The sequence below is a fragment of the Rhodococcus sp. 11-3 genome, assembly GCF_023704055.1.
Classification (GTDB): domain Bacteria; phylum Actinomycetota; class Actinomycetes; order Mycobacteriales; family Mycobacteriaceae; genus Rhodococcus; species Rhodococcus aetherivorans.
In genome coordinates this window covers 1772429-1789208 of the sequence record NZ_CP080406.1, presented here as the reverse complement: position 1 = coordinate 1789208, position 16780 = coordinate 1772429, and the positions used below count along the sequence as shown (strand labels likewise).

16 protein-coding genes are annotated in these 16780 nt (G+C 70.9%); 12 read left to right on the top strand and 4 right to left on the bottom strand.

Annotated elements, in window-relative coordinates:
* Window positions 1-22: 22 nt before the first annotated feature.
* Window positions 23-1186, top strand: a complete 1164-nt coding sequence (locus KZJ41_RS08465; RefSeq protein WP_029542241.1) for a DNA recombination protein RmuC — start codon at window positions 23-25, stop codon at window positions 1184-1186.
* Window positions 1187-1239: 53 nt separating this feature from the next.
* Entirely contained in the window at window positions 1240-2145 is a 906-nt protein-coding gene (locus KZJ41_RS08460) for a DUF6542 domain-containing protein (RefSeq protein WP_006932913.1), read from the top strand.
* Between the two features lie 10 nt (window positions 2146-2155).
* Here KZJ41_RS08460 and KZJ41_RS08455 read toward each other — a convergent pair whose 3' ends face one another.
* A complete protein-coding gene (locus KZJ41_RS08455; protein WP_006932912.1) occupies window positions 2156-3157 on the bottom strand; it encodes a 4-hydroxy-3-methylbut-2-enyl diphosphate reductase in 1002 nt (333 codons plus the stop codon).
* Between the two features lie 79 nt (window positions 3158-3236).
* Here KZJ41_RS08455 and KZJ41_RS08450 point away from each other — a divergent pair, with 79 nt between their 5' ends.
* The 3 genes from KZJ41_RS08450 (at window position 3237) to KZJ41_RS08440 (ending at window position 5522) form a co-directional block, all read left to right on the top strand.
* Complete coding sequence (locus tag KZJ41_RS08450; RefSeq protein ID WP_006932911.1) at window positions 3237-3971, top strand: lipid droplet-associated protein; 735 nt, start codon at window positions 3237-3239, stop codon at window positions 3969-3971.
* Complete coding sequence (gene xseA, locus KZJ41_RS08445; RefSeq protein ID WP_006932910.1) at window positions 3968-5215, top strand: exodeoxyribonuclease VII large subunit; 1248 nt, start codon at window positions 3968-3970, stop codon at window positions 5213-5215. The genes KZJ41_RS08450 and xseA overlap by 4 nt, the downstream gene beginning before the upstream one ends.
* A gap of 103 nt (window positions 5216-5318) precedes the next feature.
* A complete protein-coding gene (locus KZJ41_RS08440) occupies window positions 5319-5522 on the top strand; it encodes an exodeoxyribonuclease VII small subunit (RefSeq protein ID WP_037201491.1) in 204 nt (67 codons plus the stop codon).
* Window positions 5523-5534: 12 nt separating this feature from the next.
* Here KZJ41_RS08440 and KZJ41_RS08435 read toward each other — a convergent pair whose 3' ends face one another.
* A complete protein-coding gene (locus KZJ41_RS08435; protein WP_072634681.1) occupies window positions 5535-6104 on the bottom strand; it encodes a DUF4245 domain-containing protein in 570 nt (189 codons plus the stop codon).
* A gap of 178 nt (window positions 6105-6282) precedes the next feature.
* Between KZJ41_RS08435 and glpX the strand changes: the two genes are divergently transcribed.
* From glpX to KZJ41_RS08420, 3 genes are all read left to right on the top strand, one after another.
* The gene (gene glpX / locus KZJ41_RS08430; protein ID WP_006932905.1) at window positions 6283-7320 is read left to right on the top strand and encodes a class II fructose-bisphosphatase; all 1038 of its coding nucleotides are present in this window, start codon (window positions 6283-6285) and stop codon (window positions 7318-7320) included.
* A gap of 84 nt (window positions 7321-7404) precedes the next feature.
* Window positions 7405-8814, top strand: a complete 1410-nt coding sequence (locus tag KZJ41_RS08425; protein WP_006932904.1) for a class II fumarate hydratase — start codon at window positions 7405-7407, stop codon at window positions 8812-8814.
* A 94-nt stretch (window positions 8815-8908) separates the two neighbouring features.
* Window positions 8909-9883 (top strand): phosphotriesterase, encoded by a 975-nt coding sequence (locus KZJ41_RS08420; RefSeq protein ID WP_006932897.1) that lies wholly within the window; start codon window positions 8909-8911, stop codon window positions 9881-9883.
* Between the two features lie 51 nt (window positions 9884-9934).
* On the opposite strand, the gene KZJ41_RS08415 is transcribed toward KZJ41_RS08420, so the two are convergent.
* Entirely contained in the window at window positions 9935-11452 is a 1518-nt protein-coding gene (locus KZJ41_RS08415) for a class I adenylate-forming enzyme family protein (protein ID WP_006932894.1), read from the bottom strand.
* A gap of 151 nt (window positions 11453-11603) precedes the next feature.
* Between KZJ41_RS08415 and KZJ41_RS08410 the strand changes: the two genes are divergently transcribed.
* A complete protein-coding gene (locus KZJ41_RS08410; RefSeq protein ID WP_029542223.1) occupies window positions 11604-12986 on the top strand; it encodes an MFS transporter in 1383 nt (460 codons plus the stop codon).
* Between the two features lie 67 nt (window positions 12987-13053).
* Here KZJ41_RS08410 and KZJ41_RS08405 read toward each other — a convergent pair whose 3' ends face one another.
* The gene (locus tag KZJ41_RS08405) at window positions 13054-13530 is read right to left on the bottom strand and encodes a MaoC family dehydratase (protein WP_029542221.1); all 477 of its coding nucleotides are present in this window, start codon (window positions 13528-13530) and stop codon (window positions 13054-13056) included.
* Between the two features lie 169 nt (window positions 13531-13699).
* Between KZJ41_RS08405 and KZJ41_RS08400 the strand changes: the two genes are divergently transcribed.
* From KZJ41_RS08400 to KZJ41_RS08390, 3 genes are read left to right on the top strand one after another with little or no spacing between them, the layout of a single operon-like run.
* Window positions 13700-14956 (top strand): acyl-CoA dehydrogenase family protein, encoded by a 1257-nt coding sequence (locus tag KZJ41_RS08400; protein WP_029542219.1) that lies wholly within the window; start codon window positions 13700-13702, stop codon window positions 14954-14956.
* A gap of 3 nt (window positions 14957-14959) precedes the next feature.
* Entirely contained in the window at window positions 14960-15754 is a 795-nt protein-coding gene (locus KZJ41_RS08395; protein WP_165036117.1) for an SDR family oxidoreductase, read from the top strand.
* Window positions 15755-15794: 40 nt separating this feature from the next.
* A complete protein-coding gene (locus tag KZJ41_RS08390) occupies window positions 15795-16778 on the top strand; it encodes an NADPH:quinone oxidoreductase family protein (protein WP_029542215.1) in 984 nt (327 codons plus the stop codon).
* Window positions 16779-16780: the final 2 nt, after the last annotated feature.

Below are 16780 nucleotides of genomic sequence, written 5' to 3'. Positions count from 1 at the left end.
CGTCTCGGGCATCATGCGCACCATGACGGCACTCACGGCACTCGCGTTGCTCGCCGCCCTCGCACTCGGCGCGGTTCTCGGCTGGTTGCTGCACGCCGCGCGCAGCGGCGACCGCGCCGCGCGGGCGGAGGCCCAGCTCGCGGCCCTGCGCGAGAACGAAGCGCAACTGCGGCAGGCGCTCGGTGCCGTGAGCGAGGATTCCGCCCGCCGGCATTCCGGTGCGATCGGCGAGCAGGTCTCACGTCTCGTCGGGCCGTTGCAGGAGGCGGTGGGAGCCCTCGCGCGGCAGGTGGAGCACGTCGAGCGGAACCGGGTGCACGCCTACGCCGGCCTGACCGAGCAGGTCGAGGGCATGCACCGCGCCTCGCAGCTGCTCTCGACGCAGACGCAGCAGCTGGTGACGGCCCTGCGCGCCCCGCAGGTGCGCGGACGATGGGGCGAGATCCAGCTCGAACGCGTGGTCGAGCTCGCCGGGATGGTGCGGCACTGTGACTTCGACACCCAGGTCGCCAAGGACGGGGTGCGCCCGGATCTGCTGGTGTATCTCGCCGGCGGCAAGCAGATCGTCGTGGATGCGAAGGTGCCGTTCGCCGCCTATCTCGACGCCGCCCAGGAGGAGGACGTCGCCCGGCGGGACCAGCACCTGGTGCGGCACGCCCGCCAGGTGCGCACGCATATCGATCAGCTCTCGGCGAAGGCCTACTGGGAGTCGTTCGATCCGACGCCCGAGTTCGTGGTGCTGTTCGTCCCCGGCGACCCGTTCCTCGATGCGGCGCTGGCCGCGGATTCGGAGCTGCTCGAGTACGCGTTCGCCCGGAACGTGATCCTGGCCACACCTACCACCCTCGTCGCGCTGCTGCGCACCATCGCGCACACGTGGCGGCAGGAGGCCCTGTCGAAGGAGGCCGCGACGATCCACCAGCTCGGCCGGGAGCTGTACCAGCGGATCGGCGTCGTCGGGGGGCACCTCGATCGGCTCGGATCCCAGCTGGGCAAGGCCGTCGACTCGTTCAATCTGACCGTCGCGTCGATGGAATCCCGGGTGGCGGTGACGGCGCGGAAGCTGAGCGAACTGGAGATCTTCGACGGCGAGCATCCGGAGGTGCGACCGGTCGACGCGTGGCCGCGCCGCACGACTCCGACCGACATCTCCGAGTCCGGCGGTCCTGTCGACGAAGCAAGTTGACCCGATGGGTCTAGTGTCGACATGTGTCTGCAACGCAACGTGCTCGCTCGGCGGTGCCGCTCGACATGCGGTCGGTGGCGCCCACTGTGCCTGGCGTCCCGTGGTGGGGCGCGATCCTCGTCGCGGCGGGCTCGACCCTGCTCGGCTTCCTCATCGATGCGGCACGCGGTAACGAGCTCGGCTCGGCGTTCTCCGCGTTCTACGTGCTCGGATGCATCGCGGCGGTGGCGGCCGTGCAGCACCGGGCGCTGTTCACGGCGATGGCGCAGCCGCCGCTGCTGCTCCTCGTCGCCGTCCCGATCGCGCAGGAGTTCCTCGTCGAATCCGGCGGCGGCGGCCTGAAGGATCTGGCGCTCAACGTCGCGTATCCGCTGGTGAACCGCTTCCCCGTGATGCTCACCGCCACGGTGGCGGTCCTGGTCGTCGGCGGCCTGCGGATCTTCCTGAGCCGGCCCCCCGTGCCGGCTCCGGCCCGAGCGGGCAGGAGGAGCGCACGCGCGGCAGCGCGTGCGGCCAAGGCCCCGTCGCGGGCCGCGCAGCAGGACCGCGACACCACCGTGCCCGCGAAGCCGGCGCGGGGCCGTCGCGGGCGCCCGGCCGCGCGGCCGCCCGCCTCCACCAAGGCCAGCGTGCGGCAGGTGGCGGACACGCGCGACAACCCGGTGGTGCGGCGCCGCACCACCGCCCCGGCCCCGGCTCCGGACGCGGTCCGTCGCGGCGCAACCGAACCGGCCGCGGCACGTGACGTCGCCGACCGGCCGCGGCGCAGCGAACCGGCACCGCGACGGGCCGCCGAGGCCCGCCGGGAATACGACCGGCGCGGCGACCACCGGACCCGCACCGACCGGCCCTACGAGCGGGGCGATGTTCCCCCGCCGCCCCGCAGGCAGTCCCCGGTTCCGGAGACCCCGGAATACCGGCGGCCCCGGGTGCGCTACCGGGACCGGTACGAGGACTGAGCGTGCCCGATCAGGCGCGCCGCGCGGAGCGCAGTTCCCGGGGCAGCGCGAACACCAGGGTCTCGTTGGCCGTGGTCACCGACTGCACGTCGGCGAAGCCGTGCTCGGCGAGCAGGTCGATCACGCCGCGCACCAGAACCTCCGGCACCGATGCGCCCGAGGTGATCCCGACGGTCTGCACGCCCTCGAGCCAGGCCGGGTCGACCTCGCGGGCGTAGTCGACGAGATGCGCGGCCCGGGCACCGGCACCCAGCGCCACCTCCACGAGCCGCACCGAGTTCGACGAGTTGCGCGAGCCCACGACGATGACGAGGTCGCATTCGGGCGCCATCGCCTTGACCGCCACCTGCCGATTCTGGGTGGCGTAGCAGATGTCGTCGCTCGGGGGGTCCTGCAGCAGGGGGAACTTCGTGCGCAGCCGCTGGACCGTCTCCATGGTCTCGTCGACGCTGAGGGTGGTCTGCGACAGCCAGATCACCTTGGCCTCGTCGCGCACGGTGACGTGGTCGACCGCGTCGGGCCCGTCGACGAGCTGGACGTGGTCGGGAGCCTCGCCGGCGGTGCCTTCCACCTCCTCGTGACCCTCGTGACCGATGAGCAGGATGTCGTAGTCGTCGCGGGCGAAGCGCTTGGCCTCCTGGTGCACCTTCGTCACCAGCGGGCACGTGGCATCGATGGTGCGCAGGTTGCGTTCGGCGGCGGAGGCGTGCACCGCGGGCGAGACACCGTGCGCCGAGAACACCAGCACCGCGCCCGCCGGCACCTGGTCGGTCTCGTCGACGAAGACCACGCCACGCTCGGCGAGGGTCTCGACCACGTGACGGTTGTGGACGATCTCCTTGCGGACGTAGATCGGGGCACCGTGCTTCTCGAGTGCCTTCTCCACCGTTTCGACGGCCCGGTCGACGCCGGCGCAGTACCCGCGCGGCTCGGCGAGCAGGACGCGCTTACCGGCAGCAGGTGAACCGGCCGACCGAGTGATTCCGACTTCGAGGGGAACAGGCGCAGACATGCCTCCAGGGTACGGGCCGTTCGCGGGGTCGGCCCTCGTCGGCTACCAATCGGGCGGCACGTGAGGCAGTCTGTTTCTCATGATCCGTCCACCGTTCATGGCGCGGGTGGCGGCCGGGCTGGCCGTCACCGCGTACGAAGAGACCCTCAAGCTGCCGTCCACCGCGGTCGCGCTGCCGATGACCACGGTCAGCCAGATCCTTCAGACAACGATGCGGATCCAGCAGACGATGACGTCGCTCGCCATCAAGGGCGACCAGCTGTTCGAGCTGCTCGGCGCGGCCCCCGCCGAGGAGCCGTCGTGGGCCACCTTCGACGACGACGCCGAGGTGCCGGCGGGCACTGCCGAGATGTCGACTGCCGCGGCGCCGGGGCGGTTCGCGCTCTACTCGATGCCGCCGGCCGCGGAGGCCGCGGTGCCGGTGGCCGCCGGCCCGAACGCGGGCAAGTCCCCCGTCGCCGAGACGGAGACCGCCGGCTCCGGCGCCGCCGAGACCGGGTCGCCCGCCGAGTCCACCGCCGCGAAGATCAGCGCCGGCAAGACCGCCGTCGGCGGCGCTGACGCGGCCGGGGGCAAATCCGCGAAGAAGGCGGCGAAGAAGACGGCCGCCGGGAGCGCGGCAGGATCCGAGGTGCCCGAGATCGTCGAACTGCTCGACTACCCGTCGCTGACCCTGGCACAGCTGCGGGCCCGGATGCGCACCCTGTCGGTCGAGGACCTGCGGGCGCTGCTCGAGTACGAGAGCGCCACGCGCGCACGCGACCCGTTCGAGACCATGCTGTCCAACCGGATCGCGAACGCAAGCACCAAGTGACCTCCGCGCCCACGGTCACCCCGTCCAACTCCGCGGAGCATCCGTGGCCGGTCCGGACCGTCTCGCAGAAGGTCGCCGGCTGGATCGACCGGCTCGGTTCGGTCTGGGTGGAGGGCCAGATCACCCAGCTCAACGTGCGTCCCGGCACCCGCACCGCGTTCCTCACGTTGCGGGATCCGTCGGCGGACATGTCGCTGTCGGTGACGTGCTCGCCGCAACTGGTGCAGAACTCCCCCGTACCGCTCACCGAGGGCAGCCGGGTGGTGATGTTCGGCAAGCTGTCGTTCTGGACCGGCCGCGGCACCCTCGCCCTGCGGGTCACCGAGATCCGCGCCGTCGGTATCGGCGAACTCCTCGCCCGCATCGAGCGGCTGCGTGCGCTGCTCGCGGCCGAGGGACTGTTCGACCCTCGGCTCAAGCGGCCCCTGCCGTTCCTGCCGCAGCGGATCGGTCTGATCACCGGGCGCGCGAGCGCCGCCGAGCGGGACGTGCTCAGCGTCGCGCAGCGCCGATGGCCGGCCGTCCGTTTCGAGATCCGCAACACCGCCGTCCAGGGGCCCACCGCGGTCCCGCAGATCCTGGATGCGCTCGAGGAACTCGACGCCGACCCGTCCGTCGACGTCATCGTGCTCGCGCGCGGCGGCGGCAGCGTGGAGGACCTGCTGCCGTTCTCGGACGAGGCGCTGTGCCGCGCGATCGTCCGGTGCACGACGCCGGTGGTCAGCGCCATCGGGCACGAACCGGACAGCCCGCTGTCCGACCACGTCGCCGACCTGCGGGCGGCGACCCCCACCGACGCCGCCAAACGGATCGTGCCGGACGCGGTGGCCGAACAGGACCTGGTGGACGAGCTACGAGGGCGGTCGGCGGCGGCGCTGCGGAACTGGGTGCGCCGGGAGGAGCACGTGATCGAGCAGTTGCGCAGCCGGCCGGTGCTCGCAGACCCCCTGAGCACCGTCGACCGGCGAAGCGAGGAGATCGAGCGGCTGCGGCAGTGCGCCCGTCGCGACGTGACCCGCGCGATCGACGCCGAGGCCGCCCGGATCGAGCACCTCGGTGCGCGGCTCGCGACCCTCGGTCCCGCCGCCACCCTCGCCCGCGGCTACGCGGTGGTCCAGCGGGTGGTCCCCGACGGGGATCCGGAGGTGCTGCGGTCGGCCGGCGACGCACCGCCCGGCACCCAGCTGCGGGTGCGGGTCACCGACGGGGCGCTGCGCGCCGCCGTCATCGGACGAGAGAAGTGACGGGGAACGGATGAGCGAGACGAAGGACACGGCCGCGAGCGGCCCGAAGACCACGGCCGCGAGCGGCCCGAAGACCACCTCCGCGAGCGGCCCGAACGACGACGTGGCGGAGTTCGGCTACGAGCGTGCGCGCGACGAACTGGTCAACGTGGTCAAGATGCTCGAACAGGGTGGCTTGGACCTGGACGATTCGCTGGCGCTGTGGGAACGGGGCGAGGCGCTCGCGCGGCGCTGCGAGGAGCATCTCGCCGGTGCCCGGCAGCGTGTGGAGACCGCGCTGTCGCACGCCGACGACGACGAGGAGTGAGCGGAGCGGCTGCTAGGGCTGCAGCGGTTCGGCCGCACCCGCGGCGGTCGCCAGCTCGCGGAACTCGGCCTCGTCGCCGGAGCCGCCGATGAGGATCCGGACGTCGCCGAAGTCGGACACCCACAGCGGTTCGACGCCCTCGCCGCCGTAGACCACCCAGTCGCGGCCGGCGAGGCTCTGCGCCCCGGTCGCGGTGCGCGGCTCCCCGGCGACGAACCGCACCAGCTCGTCCTCCCCCGCATTCGACTGGGTGAACCGCACGTACCGGCCGTCAGGGGTGATGAATCCGACGGTGCTCGAATCGCCACCCTGCTCGCCGGTGATGATGCTGCGGCTGCCGGAGTTGGCCTGCCAGTCCTCGGGCACCTTCGGCTGCCGGATCGGGAAGTCCAGCTCGCGGGCGTCGTACTTCAGGCCGGCGTCGACGTCGAAGCTGGGCACGGGTCCCGCCGTGGGGCCGCCGGGGCTGAAGGAGCATTGGCTGGCGATCGCGGCCACGACGACCATGATCAGCAGAAGCGGGATCAGCGACCACGCCATGTCGCGCGTGTCGTGGAGAATGCGGGGTTTCTGGGAGGCCACGCTTCCAGTCTGACAGCCGTCCGCACCGATACCCGCACGTGGCCGGGTCCGAGCCCCGCCGACGGGGCGGTGATGAGAGAATTACCACTCGAAACCATCGGAACCCGGCGGCTGTCCCCTCGGCGGCCGTCCCGCGTCGGCGTCCGCGCCGACCGACTGCATCAGGAGGCAGTAGCCCATGACGGCCAGCACCCCGACCCGCCGCCAGGCCCCGGACCGCAATCTCGCCCTCGAGCTGGTGCGTGTCACCGAGGCCGCGGCGATGGCTGCGGGCCGCTGGGTCGGCCGCGGTGACAAGGAAGGCGGCGACGGCGCCGCCGTCGACGCCATGCGTCACATGGTCAGCTCGGTGTCGATGCGCGGCGTCGTCGTGATCGGTGAGGGCGAGAAGGACGAGGCGCCCATGCTCTACAACGGCGAGGAGGTCGGCAACGGCGACGGTCCGCTGTGCGACGTGGCGGTCGACCCGATCGACGGCACCACCCTGATGGCGAAGGGTGCGCCCGGCTCCATCGCGGTGCTCGCCGTCGCCGAGCGCGGCGCCATGTTCGACCCGTCCGCCGTGTTCTACATGGACAAGATCGCCGTCGGCCCGGAGGCCGCGGACGTCATCGACATCACCGCGCCCGTCGCCGAGAACATCAGCCGGGTCGCGAAGGCGAAGCACTCGGAGATCTCCGACATCACCGTCACGATCCTCGACCGTCCCCGGCACGCGCAGCTCATCAGCGATGTGCGCGCGACCGGCGCGCGCATCCGCCTGATCTCCGACGGTGACGTCGCCGGCGCGATCGCCGCGGCGCGCCCGGGTTCGGGTGTCGACATGCTGCTCGGCATCGGCGGCACCCCGGAGGGCATCATCGCCGCGGCCGCGATGCGCTGCATGGGTGGCGCGCTGCAGGGCCGGCTGGCGCCGAAGGACGACGCGGAGCGGCAGAAGGCGATCGACGCGGGCCACGAACCGGGCCGCGTGCTGACCACCACGGACCTGGTCAAGGGCGAGAACATCTTCTTCTGCGCGACCGGCGTCACCGACGGCGAACTCGTCAAGGGTGTCCGCTACTACGGCGGCGGCGCGACGACGCAGTCGATCGTGATGCGCAGCAAGTCCGGCACCGTCCGGATGGTCGAGGCGTACCACCGTCTGAAGAAGCTCAGCGAGTTCACGTCGATCGATTTCCACGGCGTCGCGGGGGCCGTTCCTCCCATGCCGTGACCCGCTTCGCGGTCGTGGTGTCCTTTCGGATCTCCGCCGGTCCGAAGGGGCGCCCCTGCGGCGCGAGCCGCCTACTGTGAAGCCATGGCCGAAAATCCCGAGCAGCAGTTCCGAATCGAACACGACACCATGGGTGAGGTCCGGGTCCCGGCCGACGCCCTGTGGCGCGCTCAGACCCAGCGGGCCGTGGAGAACTTCCCGATCTCCGGCCGCGGCCTCGAACGCACCCAGATCCGCGCGATGGGCCTGCTCAAGGCGGCGTGTGCCCGGGTCAACCAGGACCTGGGCCTGCTCGACGCGGAGAAGGCCGACGCGATCGTCGCCGCCGCTACCGAGATCGCCGAGGGCCTGCACGACGACCAGTTCCCCATCGACGTGTTCCAGACCGGTTCGGGCACGAGCTCGAACATGAACGCCAACGAGGTCATCGCGAGCCTCGCCGCGCAGCGCGGGGTGACGGTGCATCCCAACGATCACGTCAACATGTCGCAGTCGTCGAACGACACCTTCCCCACCGCGACGCACGTCGCCGCCACCGAGGCGGCGGTGAAGGATCTCATCCCGGCCCTCGACCAGCTGCGGGCGTCCCTCGCCGTGAAGGCGGAGGAGTGGAAGCGGGTCGTCAAGTCCGGCCGGACCCATCTGATGGATGCCGTGCCGGTCACGCTCGGGCAGGAGTTCGGGGGCTACGCCCGGCAGATCGAGGCCGGCATCGAGCGGGTGCAGGCGACGCTGCCGCGGCTCGGCGAGCTGGCCATCGGCGGCACCGCCGTCGGGACGGGCCTGAATGCCCCCGAGGGGTTCGGCCCCCGCGTCGTCGCCGAACTGGTGCGCGCGACCGGGGTGGAGGCGCTGACGCCGGCGAAGAACAGTTTCGAAGCGCAGGCCGCGCGCGACGGTCTGGTCGAGGCGTCCGGGGCGCTGCGGACCATCGCGGTCTCGCTGACGAAGATCGCGAACGACATCCGGTGGATGGGGTCGGGTCCGTTGACGGGTCTCGCCGAGATCCAGCTGCCGGACCTGCAGCCGGGCAGCTCGATCATGCCGGGCAAGGTGAACCCCGTGCTGCCGGAGGCGGTGACCCAGGTGGCGGCGCAGGTCGTGGGCAACGACGCGGCCGTGGCGTGGGGCGGCGCCGCGGGCGCGTTCGAGCTCAACGTGTACATCCCGATGATGGCCCGCAACCTGCTCGAGTCGTTGCGCCTACTGGCCAACGTCTCGCGCCTGTTCGCCGAGCGGTGCGTCGACGGTCTCGTGGCGAACACCGAGCACCTGCGCACCCTGGCGGAGTCGTCGCCGTCGATCGTGACGCCGCTGAACTCGGCGATCGGATACGAGGAGGCCGCCGCGGTCGCGAAGGAGGCGCTGCGGGAGAAGAAGACGATCCGGCAGGCGGTGATCGACCGGGGCCTGATCGGCGACGGCCTGAGCGAGGAGGAGCTGGACCGGCGGCTCGACGTGCTGGCGATGACGCGGGTCGAGCCGCAGGGCTGACTGCGCCCGACGCCGGTGGGTCTTGTGACAGGCGTCTCATCGTGGTCTCATATGAAGCTGAATTCCAATTCAGGTCTTCAGGAAGCGAGACGCCATGACCACCGTCCCCACCGTCACCGGCACCGTCGACAGCGGCAGCCTCGGCCGGACGTTGATGCACGAGCACCTGTTCGTCCTCTCCCCCGAACTGCACGGCAACTGGGACATCGGCGTCGACCTCGACGCGGCGGTCGCGGAGGCGATCGACCGCGTCCGGGAGGTGCACGCGGCCGGCTTCGACACGTTCGTCGACCTCACCGTGGTCGGCACGGGCCGCAACATCGACCTGATCCGGCGGGTCGCCGAGGCCACCGACATGAACATCGTCGTGGCGACCGGTCTCTACACCTACATGGACCTGCCGCACTACTTCCACTACCGCGGTCCCGGCACCCTGTTCGGTGGCCCGGAACCCCTGGTGGACTTCTTCGTCCGCGACATCGAGGAGGGCATCCTCGATTCCGGAGTGCGCGCCGGAATGCTCAAGTGCGCCATCGACGCCCCGGGCCTGACCGCAGGCGTCGAACGCACGGCCCGGGCCGTGGCGGTCGCCCACCGCCGCACCGGCGTGCCGATCACCGTGCACACCCACGCCCACTCCGAGTCGGGGCTGGTGATGCAGCGCCTGTTCACCGAGGAGGGTGTCGACCTCTCCCGTGTGATCGTCGGCCACAGCGGCGATTCCGACGACATCGGCTACCTCACGTCGCTGATGGACGCCGGGTCGTACATCGGCATGGACCGCTGCGGCGTCGACGTCTACCTCGGATTCGAGCAGCGGGTGAAGACCATCGCGACCCTCGTCGAGCGCGGCTATGCCGGCCGGATGCTGCTGTCGCAGGACTACGCCACCCTCAACGACTGGCTCGATCCGAAGATGCTCGCCGTGGAGACGCCGCGGTGGAGCTACATGCACCTGCACAACGACGTGCTGCCCGCCCTGCGGGAGGCCGGGGTGAGCGAGGCGGACATCGACCGGATGCTGATCGACAACCCGCGCGAGATCTTCGAACGCCGCGACACGTACTGAGTCGGGTGCCGTCCGCTGCCGGGTGTGGCACCCGGCAGCGGACGGCGCGGATCACACCGCCGACTCGGAGCGGCGTACGACGAACCGGGACAACTCGTCCCGGTCGATGGCCCGCTTGAGGATCTTCCCGGACGCCCCCTTCGGCAGTGCGTCGACGAAGCGGACGATGCGGGGTGCCTTGTAGGCGGACAACCGCTCCCGGCACCATCGCACGACGTCCTCGGCGTCGGCGCCGCCGCCGTCGCGCAGCACGACCACCGCGGCGATCTCCTCGCCGTAGTGCCGGTCCGGGACGCCCACCACGGCGGCCTCGACGACGTCGGGATGCTCGTAGAGCACCTCCTCCACCTCGCTGGGGTACACGTTGTAGCCGCCGCGGATGACGAGGTCCTTGACCCGGTCGACGATGCGCAACCGGCCCTGCTCGTCGAACTCTCCGAGGTCGCCGGTGCGGAACCAGCCCTGCTCGTCGAGCACGGCCGCGGTGTCGGCCGGGCGCTGCCAGTAGCCGGCCATGACGACGGGTCCGCGGACGAACACCTCCCCCACCTCGCCGGGCCCGCACGGGGCACCGTCCGGCCCGTAGACCTCGACCTCGATGTCCGGGGCCGCGGTTCCGCTGTACCCGATGCGCGCCGGGACGTCCCCCCACGAGAAGGTCGCCATGGCCGTGGTTTCCGTCAGGCCGTAGCCCTCCCGGATGGTGCAGCCGAAGCGCTGCCCGAAGTCGCGGGCCACCTCACCCGGCAGCGACGCTCCCCCCGAGACCGCCAGCCGCAGCCCCTCGAAATCCGCCGGGCCGTAGGGCGATTCGGCATGCAGCATCGCGTTCCACATGGTCGGAACCCCGCACACCACCGTCAGCCGATCCCGGACCACGAGATCGAGCATCGCCGCCGGGTCGAACGGGGACAGCAGGGACAGGGAGGATCCGGCGGTGAACGCCGACATCATCACCGAGGCCTGGCCGAAGATGTGGAACAGCGGCAATCCGGTCCCCACACGGTCCTCGGGTCCCGATCCGGACAATGTGCACGAAATACGGCCCGCGGACAGCAGATTCGAGACGGTGAGCTGGGCCCCCTTGGGGCGGCCGGTGGTGCCCGACGTGTACAGCACCGCCGCGATGTCGCCGTCGGCACGGTCGACGGGGTCGATGGGGTCCTCCTCGACCGCGGCGCCCGGCTCCAGCGGCAGCCACGGCACGCCGAGACCCTCCGCGGCCTCGGCCACCGAGGCGGAGGCGCCGTGCCAGGCGATCGCGAGCACGGCCCGCGAGTCCCCGAGCGTATAGCTCAGCTCGGCCGCGGTGGACATGGTGTTCACCGGAACCACCACGGCGCCGACCGCCTGGATGCCCAGGTAGGCCACGACGAATTCGGGTACCGACGGGGCGAGCAGGAGCACCCGGTCGCCGGTGGTGACGCCGCGACCGCGGAGCAGTGCGCCGTAGCGCAGCGCGTCGTCGCGAAGCCGGCGATAGCTTCGCTGCCCGTCCTGCGTGCGCAGGGCGATGCGTTCCGGCGCCGCGTCCGCATGGGCGAGGACGGGGTCGAGAACACTGGCCATGACTGGTTTCCCTTCGTCGAGTGACATTTTGGGGGGAGGCCCGCTCGTGATTGACATCACATGACGGATGCCCCAGACTAGCACCACAGCCTGAACCCGAATTCATGTTTGAGTGCTGTTTCTCGGCCCGTCCGACCGGAGGAATTGATCTGTGACATCGTCATCCGTGAGTCCGACCGGCATCGCGCCCGCCGGCACGTCGCACCACACGCGCGCTCATCGTAAGCTGCTCGCCGCCGGGCTCATCGGCAGCTCGATCGAGTGGTACGACTTCTTTCTCTACGGCACCGCCGCGGCGCTGGTCTTCCCGCACGTGTTCTTCCCCGACAGCTCACCCCTGATGGGAACGCTGTTGTCCTTCAGCACCTTCTGGGCCGGATTCGTGGCCCGTCCCATCGGCGGACTCGTAGCCGGCCACTTCGGTGACCGCTACGGCCGCAAACCCGTCGTCGTGGTCTCCCTGCTGCTCATGGGCCTGGCGACGTTCCTCATCGGCTGCCTGCCCTCCGCCGCCTCCATCGGCGTCCTCGCCCCCATCCTCCTGGTGACGCTGCGCTTCCTGCAGGGCATCGCCTGCGGCGGACAGTGGGGCGGAATCGTCCTGCTGCTCACCGAGTCCGCGGATCCCAAGCGGCGCGGCTTCGCCGGCACGTTCGGGCAGATGGGTGTGCCGTGCGGCGTCATCCTGGGCAACGTCGCCTTCCTGACGGCGACGGCCGCGATGCCGAACGAGGTGTTCCTCGACTGGGGCTGGCGGATCCCGTTCCTCGCCAGCGCGGCGCTGTTCCCCGTCGTCCTCTACATCCAGACCAAGGTGGAGGACACCCCCGAATTCCGGGAACTGCAGGCCGAAGTCGCAGCAACCCGGCCCGAGCAGCAGGTCGTCCAGGCCCCGCTGGCCGAGGCGATCCGCACCCACTGGCGCAAGATCCTGCTGGGCTGCGGCCTGCTCGCCGCGACGAACTCGCTGTTCTACATCAGCATCGCCGGCGTCCTGAGCTACGGCACCACCGAACTCGGCATGAACCGCAACTCGATCCTGGCCGTGTCGCTGGCCAGCTCGCTGGTGGGCCTCGGGTTCATCCTGTGGTCGGGGTGGATCTCCGACCGCGTCGGCCGCCGGCCGATGATCATGATCGGGGCAGCGGCGCTCGTGCTGTGGGCCTTCCCCTACTTCTGGCTCGTCAACACCGCGAATCTCGTGTTGTTCGCGGTGGCCGTCACGGTCGGCTCGATCTTCCAGTCCATGACGTACGGCCCACTGGCGGCGTACCTGGGCGAGCTCTTCGAACCGAACGTCCGGCTCTCGGGCGCGTCGCTCGCCTACCAGCTCGCCGCCGTCACCGTCAGCGGTGGCACGCCGTTCATCATGACCGCCCTGATCGCCAACACCGGCACGACGACGTGGGTCTCGGTGTTCGTGGCCCTGATGGGCGCCCTCACGCTGTTCTCGGCGTGGGTGCTGAAGGAGACCAACCCCGCGGCGGTGCGCCGCGACCCGAAGGCCGTCCCGGGCATCGCCCACGCACGGTAACCGGAACGGGTGCTGCCGGCCTCCACGATCACTCGTGGAGGCCGGCAGCATCTTTGCCGTATACCCCTCAGGCGACGACGCGGGCGAGCGACTCGGCCACCGCGACCGGCTTCTCCTGCCCCTCGCGCTCGAACGTCTGCAGCGTCCGGATCTGGATGCCGCCGCCGGCGGCCTCGGCCCCGAGAACCTGCATGCGCATCCGGATGCGGGAGCCCACCGGCAGCGGCGAGACGAAGCGCACCTTGTCGTAGCCGTAGTTGAGCCCGTGGGCGAACCCGTCGAAGCTCATGAGCTTGTAGGACAGTCCCGGCCCCAGCGAGAGCACGAGCAGACCGTGCGCGATCGTCGTGCCCAGAGGACTCGTCGCGGCGCGCTCGGGGTCGACGTGGATCCACTGGTGGTCGTCGGTGACCTCGGCGAAGGCGTTCACGAGTTCCTGGGTGACCGGCACCCAGTCCGTCGGCCCGATATCCCGTCCCACCAGGGCCTGGAGGTCGTCGAGGCCCGTGGGACGCACGGGCAGAGTGGTGATGTCGTCGGTCATGGATGCTTCCTCTCCGCGCGGCCGGAACGACTCGCGCCGAATCAAAACTTGAAGTTGAAACCGCGTTCAACTATACAGAGAGGGAGACGTCCGTCACCATCCTCTTCGCGACGCACCGCCTTCGACGACGGGCGATCCCAGCCCTGCCCCCCTTCCGCCAGGAGTGACCATGTCGGTCTACGAAATGTCCGAGCGCACCGTGCAGTACCGCGACACCCTGCTCGCCTTCATGGACGAGCACGTCTACCCCGCCGAGGCGGTGTACGAGGAGCAGATGCGCGCCTCCGGGGACCCGCACTTCCAGCCCCCGATCCTCGAGGAGCTCAAGGCCGAGGCCCGCCGGCGTGGCCTGTGGAACCTCTTCCACCCCCACCCCGACTGGGGCCCGGGTCTGACCAACCTCGAGTACGCGCCCCTCGCCGAGATCATGGGCCGCAGCCACATCGCCTCCGAGGCGTGCAACTGCAACGCCCCCGACACCGGCAACATGGAGGTGCTCACCCTCTTCGGGACCGACGAGCACAAGGAGAAGTACCTGCGCCCGCTGCTCGAGGGCACGATGGCCTCGGCGTTCGCGATGACCGAACCCGCCGTCGCCAGCTCCGACGCCACCAACATCGAGCTGTCCATGGTCCGGGACGGCGACGAGTACGTCCTCAACGGGCGTAAGTGGTTCGCCTCCAACGCGATGCACAAGAACTGCAAGGTGCTCATCGTGATGGGCAAGACCGATCCCACCGCCGCCCCGCACCGCCAGCAGTCGATGATGGTCGTCCCGATCGACGCCCCCGGCGTGACAGTGGTGCGCAACCTGCCGGTCTTCGGGTACGCCGACCGCGAGGGCCACGCCGAGATCACCTTCGAGAACGTGCGGGTGCCGAGCAAGGACGTCCTCGCGGGCGAGGGCGAGGGCTTCGCGATCAGCCAGGCCCGGCTCGGACCCGGCCGCATCCACCACTGCATGCGCGCCATCGGCATGGCCGAGCGGGCCCTCGAGCTCCTGTGCCGGCGCGCGTCGAGCCGGGTGACGTTCGGTCAGCCCCTCAGCGAGCGCGCCAACATCCAGGACTGGATCGCCGAGGCCCGCATCGAGATCGAGATGACCCGGCTGCTCACCCTGAAGGCGGCGCACCTGATGGACACCGTCGGCAACAAGCAGGCACGCATGGAGATCGCGGCCATCAAGGTCGCCGCCCCGACGATGGCGCTGAAGATCATCGACCGTGCCATCCAGGTGCACGGCGGCGGCGGCGTCACCGACGACTTCCCGCTCGCGATGATGTACGCACACATGCGCACGCTGCGCCTCGCCGACGGCCCCGACGAGGTGCACAAGCGCTCCATCGCCGTCGCCGAGCTGCGCAAGTACCGCACCGCTCCCGCCGGCGCCCCGTCGGTCAACGGCCACAAGGTGACGGTGGGCTGACCCATGACCGGACTCGATCTGACCGGCCGCACCGCGATCGTCACCGGGGCGTCCCGCGGTATCGGCCTGGCCGTCGCCCGGGACCTCGCGGCGGCCGGCGCGAACGTGGTGCTCACCTCCCGCAAGCAGGACGCGGCCGACGCCGCGGCCGCGCAGGTCACCGCGGCCGGGGTGCGGGGCACCGCACTCGGTGTCGGCGCGCACGCGGTCGACGAGGACGCGGCCCGGCGGTGCGTCGAACTCACCGTCGAGCGGTTCGGGCGCCTGGACATCCTCGTCAACAACGCCGGCACCAACCCCGCGTTCGGCCCGGTGATCGCCCAGGACCACGCCCGGTTCGCCAAGACCTTCGACGTCAACCTGTGGGGTCCGGTGCTGTGGACCTCCCTGGCCGTGCAGGAGTGGATGGGCGAGCACGGGGGCGCGGTCGTCAACACCGCCTCCGTCGGCGGGATGGCACCCGAAGCGAACATCGGCCTCTACAACGCCTCGAAGGCGGCGCTGATCCACCTCACCCGCCAGCTCGCCCTCGAGCTGGCGCCGCGGGTGCGGGTCAACGCCGTCGCCCCGGGCGTCGTGCGCACCCGCCTGGCCGAGGCCCTGTGGAAGGACCACGAGGACCGGCTCGACGCGGCCCTGCCGCTCGGCAGGATCGGCGAGCCGGCCGACATCGCCTCGGCGGTGGCCTTCCTCGCCTCCGACGCGGCGAGCTGGATCACCGGCGAGACCCTCGTCGTCGACGGTGGAGCGATGCTCGGTACCGCCGCCGCAGCCGAGGCCGGCGTCGCCGCCCGCTGAGCGCACCTCCGCACACCGAACTCGAGCGAAAGGTAACCCTATGAAGGCCTGGCGAATTCACGAAGTGGGCGAGCCCAAGGAAGCGCTGCAGCTGATGGACGTCCCCGACCCCGAGGCGGGGCCCGGACGGCTCGTCGTGCGCGTCGCCGCGGCGCCGGCCAACTTCCCCGACGTGCTGCTGTGCCGCGGGCAGTACCAGCTGAAGCCGGAACTGCCCTTCACACCGGGCGTCGAACTCGCCGGGACCGTCGTCGCGGCCGGCGAGGGCGTCACCCGCTTCGCCGTCGGCGACCGAATCATCGGCAATCCCGAGTTCCCCTTCGGCGGATTCGCCGAGCTCGCCGTGGTTCCGGAGGAGGACGCCTACCGCGCTCCGGCGTCCCTCGACGACGCCGAGGCCTCGGCGCTGTCGATCGGGTACCAGACGTCGTGGTTCGCCCTGCACCGCCGTACGCAGTTGCGGGCCGGGGAGACCCTGCTCGTGCACGCTGCCGCCGGTGGGGTCGGCAGTGCCGCAGTGCAACTCGGCAAGGCCGCCGGGGCCACCGTGATCGGCGTCGTCGGCGGCGCCGAGAAGGCCGACTACTGCCGGGCTCTCGGCGCCGACGTCGTCGTCGACCGGCACCGCGAGGACTTCGTCGACGTCGTCAAGGACGTCACCGCCGGCCGCGGCGCGGACGTGATCTACGACCCCGTCGGCGGCGACTCGTACAACCGCTCCACCAAGTGCATCGCGTTCGAGGGCCGCATCCTGGTGATCGGGTTCGCCGGGGGCACCATCCCGCAACCGGCGCTGAACCACGCGCTCATCAAGAACTACTCGATCATCGGCCTGCACTGGGGCCTGTACCGGCAGTACAACCGTGCCGCGATCGAGGCGTGCCACGAGGAACTGTGCCGCCTCGCCGACGACGGCGCCATCAAGCCGCTGATCAGCGAGCGGCTCTCCCTCGACGACGTCGCCGACGGGGTGGCCCGCCTCGGGGACGGGCACACCGTCGGCCGGCTCGTGTTCCAGCCGTAGCC